Consider the following 4,428-nt stretch of genomic DNA (forward strand, 5'->3'; position numbering starts at 1 on the left):
TGGCGCCCGCGCCGCGCACTCAGGGGCAGTCGCGCAGGACGGCCTCGATGACGCGGCCGCGATCCCCGGTGCGGCCGACCGCCTCGGCCCGGGCGTCGAGCCGTCGTCGGAGGTCCGGGGTGAGCGACGCGCACCGGCCCGGCAGGCACCGCCGCAGCGCCTGGAGCGACCAGTACTCGTTGAACGGCTTGCGGTCGGACAACGCCTGCTCGGCGAGCCGCGCGACCGCGCTCCCGTCCGGGCGCGCGTAGAGCCCGCACGCCGCGACGAGCCGCAGGCCGAGGTCGGGCGAGCCCAGCAGGGGAGTCACGTCGACGTCCGACGCGCTCGCCGCGCGCACCATCTCGCGCGCGATCCCCTCCATCGCGCGGGTGCGCTCCGGGCTCCGGGGCGTCGTCCACCGCACGGTCTTGTAGCGCTCCGCCAGGTCGCGGAGGTCGTCCGGGAGCCCCGGTGGCGCGGCCCGCCCGGTGCCCGTGCCGGCGGGCGGGGCGTCGTCCGACGGCAGCCCGAGCGGGATGTCGAAGGAGACGTCGCCCGACGGGCGGCCCGGACCCGGTCCGACCGGTGACGGGCGGCCCTCGGCCGAGGGTCCACCGCGCTGCTCGAGCACGGCGAGCCGGGCGCGCACCTCCTCGAGCCCGTCGCGCGCGGCCGCGAGCCCCTCCATGACCTCGGTGCTGTTGTAGGTGGCGTCGTCCGCCTGGTGCTTCGCCTGCTCGGCGGTGCCCTTGGTCTGGCGGACCGCGCGGCGCAGGTTCGAGACGACCTCGTTGTCGCCGATCCGGAGGCGCGGGAACCGCCCGTCGACCGCGGTCATCGTGAGGAAGACGGCGACGAGGAGCAGCGCGGCCGCCCCGACGCCGTTGTCCGTCCGGAAGACCGCGACCGCGCCGACGACGCCCGCGACCGCGGCGAGTCCGCCGGCGCACCATCGCGCGACGACGGGGATGTCGCCCGGCAGGTCGTCCTCGTCGGTCGGTGGAGGCGGCGGCTCGTCGTCCTCGCGGGCCGCCCGCTCGGGGACCACCGGCGACGCCGCCGTGCCTGTCTCGCGCGGGTCCGAGGGTCGGCGGACGGCTCCGGGCATCTGGCGCACCTCCCGCACCTCGCTGGTCCACCTGCGTCGACCAGCCTTCGCACCGATGCTCCCGCTCGCTCCCGCGACGCGCACGCCGCGGCGGACCTGGCCGTCGCGGTCGATGCCGAGAGGGCAGCAGGGAGTGTCGCGTGGGAGCGGCAAGGCCCCGAGGCGGCGACACGGATGTCGCGGTCTCGGGGCCTTGTGCCGCTCTCGGCGTGCGGGGGCGGGCCGGGGCGCCGGCCCGTCGCGTCAGAGGCGGGTGAGCGTGACGGGCAGGGCGAGCCAGGACTCGGGGGCCAGGGTGAGGACCGTGCGGCCGGACTCGGCGGACGTCACCGGGGCGTCGACCTCGGACACGTGCTCGGCGATGACCCGGGCGGCGTGGTCGGGGCCCTCGACGGCGGCCTCGTGGTCGGCGGTGACCTGCACGCCGCGGTCGAGCGTCAGCGTCACGCCGGGGTGCGCGAGCTCGACCTCGACGGGCTCGGCGGACCGGTTGACCAGGAACACGGCGCCCTCGGTGCCGTCGAGCGTCGCGGCGGCGGTGACGACGGGCACGTCGCCGTGCTGGGCGGTCGTGACGGTCGGCGTGGTGACGCGCAGGTCGAGCGCGGTGCCGCGGGCCAGGCGGGCGGTCGTCGCGAAGGGCGCGAACGTCGGCTGGCGCCACGCGGGGCCGTCGGGCTCGGTCATGATCGGCGCGATGACGTTGACGAGCTGGGCGAGGCACGCGACGGGCACGCGGTCGGCGTGGTTGAGCAGCGTGACGAGCAGGTCGCCGACGACGACGGCGTCGAGCGCGGAGTAGACGTCCTCGATGATGCGCGGCGCGTCCCGCTGCAGCGGGAGGTTCTTCTCGCCGACGAAGCGCGACTGCAGGTACCAGACGTTCCACTCGTCGAACGAGATGGTGATCTGCTTGTCGGAGCGGCGGCGGGCGCCCACGGCGTCGGCGGACGCGACGACGCGGCGGATGAAGCGGTCCATCGCGGTGCCGGAGCCGAGGAACGACGCGCGGTCGCCGTCGAGCTCCTCGTAGTACGCGTGCATCGAGATGTGGTCGACGACGTCCCAGGTGTGCTCGAGGACGGTCCGCTCCCACTCGCCGAACGTGTCCATCTGCATCGACGACGAGCCGCACGCGACGAGCTCGATGGTCGGGTCGACGAGCTTCATGGCCTTGCCGGCCTCGGCGGCGAGCTTGCCGTACTCGTCGGCGGTCTTGTGGCCGATCTGCCACGGGCCGTCCATCTCGTTGCCGAGGCACCACAGACGCACGCCGTACGGCTTCTCGCGGCCGTTGGCGATGCGCAGGTCGGCCCAGCGCGAGCCCGCCTCGCCGTTGCAGTACTCGACGAGCGCGGCGGCGGCGGCGACGCCGCGGGTGCCGAGGTTGACGGCCATCATCGGCTCGATGCCCTCGCGCTCGGCCCACTGGAGGAACTCGTCGGTGCCGATGGTGTTGGGCTCGATCGTGCGCCAGGCGAGGTCGATGAAGGGCTTGCGCTCCTCGACCGGGCCGACGCCGTCCTCCCAGTCGTAGTTGGAGACGAAGTTGCCGCCGGGGTAGCGGGCCATGGTGACGCCGAGCTCGCGCGTGAGGTCGGCGACGTCGCGGCGGAAGCCGTGCTCGTCGGCGGTCGCGTGACCGGGCTCGTAGATGCCGGTGTAGACGGCGCGGCCGAGGTGCTCGACGAACGAGCCGAAGACGCGGCGGTCGATCGGCCCGACGCGGAAGTCGGGGTGGAGCAGGACGGTGGCGCGCTGGGACATCGGGCTCTCCTGGTGTGGTGCCCGACGGCGGCGTCAGGCGGTTCGTGCAACGTTGTAGAAGCGAGCCTAACCCGCGCCTGCCCCGGCGCGGAAGTCCCGCCGACGACCGGCACGGATCGATTCGACGATCCTCGCCGACGATCGGCCCGGATCGATTCGACGATGGTCCCAGACCCTGGCGCCCGCCCGCGCGCCGACTTAGGCTAGGACTCACGGAACGCGCTTTCCCAACACCGGTGCGACGTCGCACCGAGAGCAGAGGATCTTCGTGGTCGACCAGAACCCCACCGCCCCCCGTCCCGCCTCCAGCGCCAGCACCGTCGCGTCGCAGGGCGTCGTCCCGGACTTCGCGCCCGCACCGCCCGGACAGCAGCGCCGGTTCGCGGTGGCCGGCACGGGTCACCGGGCGGGCATGTACGTCGCGGCGATCACCGGCGAGCACGCCGACGTCGCGACCCTCGTCGCGTGGCTCGACCCGAACCCCGGCCGCATCGACTACTACGACGCCGAGGTCGGCCGCGCGACCGGCCACGACGGGCCCGCGGGTCTGCCGCGGTACACGCCCGAGGGCCTCGAGAAGATGATCGAGGAGCAGCGCGTCGACACGGTCGTCGTCACGGCCCCCGACCACACCCACGCCGACCTGGTCGCGCGCGCGCTCGCCGCCGGCGCCGACGTCGTCGTCGAGAAGCCCCTGACCACCGACCGTGCGGGCTGCCGCCGCATCACCGGTGCCGTCGCCGACACGGGCCGCGACGTCGTCATGACGTTCAACTACCGCTACGCCCCGCGGAACTCCTCCTTGCGGCAGGTGATCCAGTCCGGCCAGATCGGCGAGGTCACGAGCGTGCACTTCGAGTGGGCGCTCGACACCGTGCACGGCGCCGACTACTTCCGCCGCTGGCACCGCGACAAGAAGAACTCGGGCGGCCTGCTGGTGCACAAGTCGAGCCACCACTTCGACCTCGTCAACTGGTGGCTCGACGACGTCCCGTCGCGCGTCTACGCGTCGGGCGGCCTCAAGTTCTACGGCGAGCGCAACGCCGCCGCGCGCGGCCTCGCGCCGCGTCCGTCGCGCGGCACCGGCACGACCGGCGACCCGTTCGCGCTCGACCTCAACGACGACCCGCGGCTCAAGGCGCTCTACCTCGACGCCGAGCACCACGACGGCTACCTGCGCGACCAGGACGTCTTCGGCCCCGGCATCACGATCGAGGACAACATGGCCCTCGTCGTCGACTACCGCTCGGGCGCGACGCTCACGTACTCGCTCAACGCGCACAGCCCGTGGGAGGGGTACCGGGTCACCGTCAACGGGACCGAGGGGCGTGCGGAGCTCGAGGTCGTCGAGCGCGGCGCGGTGCTCGTCGGCGACGACGGCAAGGTCGTGCTCGACCCGTCCGCCACGCCCGAGGGGATCGCCGCCGGCGGGCTGCGGCCCGAGGGCGAGCGGCTGCTCGTGCAGCGGCACTGGGAGGCGCCCGCCGAGTACGAGATCCCCGCGGGCATCGGCGGGCACGGCGGCGGCGACGCGATCCTGCTCAAGGACGTCTTCCGGCGGCACCTGCGCG

The 4,428-nt window shown here is 74.2% G+C and carries 3 protein-coding genes; 1 reads left to right on the top strand and 2 read right to left on the bottom strand.

Features of this window, described 5'->3' with window-relative positions:
• Positions 1 to 19: 19 nt before the first annotated feature.
• Together HGA02_RS11415 and arfA are read right to left on the bottom strand one after the other, a co-directional pair.
• Positions 20 to 1,090, bottom strand: a complete 1,071-nt coding sequence (locus tag HGA02_RS11415; RefSeq protein WP_168679112.1) for a hypothetical protein — start codon at positions 1,088 to 1,090, stop codon at positions 20 to 22.
• Between the two features lie 243 nt (positions 1,091 to 1,333).
• Positions 1,334 to 2,857, bottom strand: coding sequence for an arabinosylfuranosidase ArfA (gene arfA, locus HGA02_RS11420; protein WP_168679113.1), 1,524 nt, complete (start codon positions 2,855 to 2,857; stop codon positions 1,334 to 1,336).
• A 268-nt stretch (positions 2,858 to 3,125) separates the two neighbouring features.
• On the opposite strand from arfA, the gene HGA02_RS11425 reads away from it, so the two are divergent.
• Positions 3,126 to 4,428: Gfo/Idh/MocA family oxidoreductase (locus tag HGA02_RS11425; RefSeq protein ID WP_168679114.1), on the top strand; the 1,303-nt coding region annotated here is incomplete at its 3' end.

This window comes from Cellulomonas septica (assembly GCF_012396155.1).
Classification (GTDB): Bacteria; Actinomycetota; Actinomycetes; order Actinomycetales; family Cellulomonadaceae; genus Cellulomonas; species Cellulomonas septica.

Excerpts from the sequence above, each read along its gene's own strand:
- HGA02_RS11415 (WP_168679112.1), bottom strand. The coding sequence starts at position 1,090 with ATGCCCGGAGCCGTCCGCCGACCCTCGGACCCGCGCGAGACAGGCACG.
- arfA (WP_168679113.1), bottom strand. The coding sequence starts at position 2,857 with ATGTCCCAGCGCGCCACCGTCCTGCTCCACCCCGACTTCCGCGTCGGG.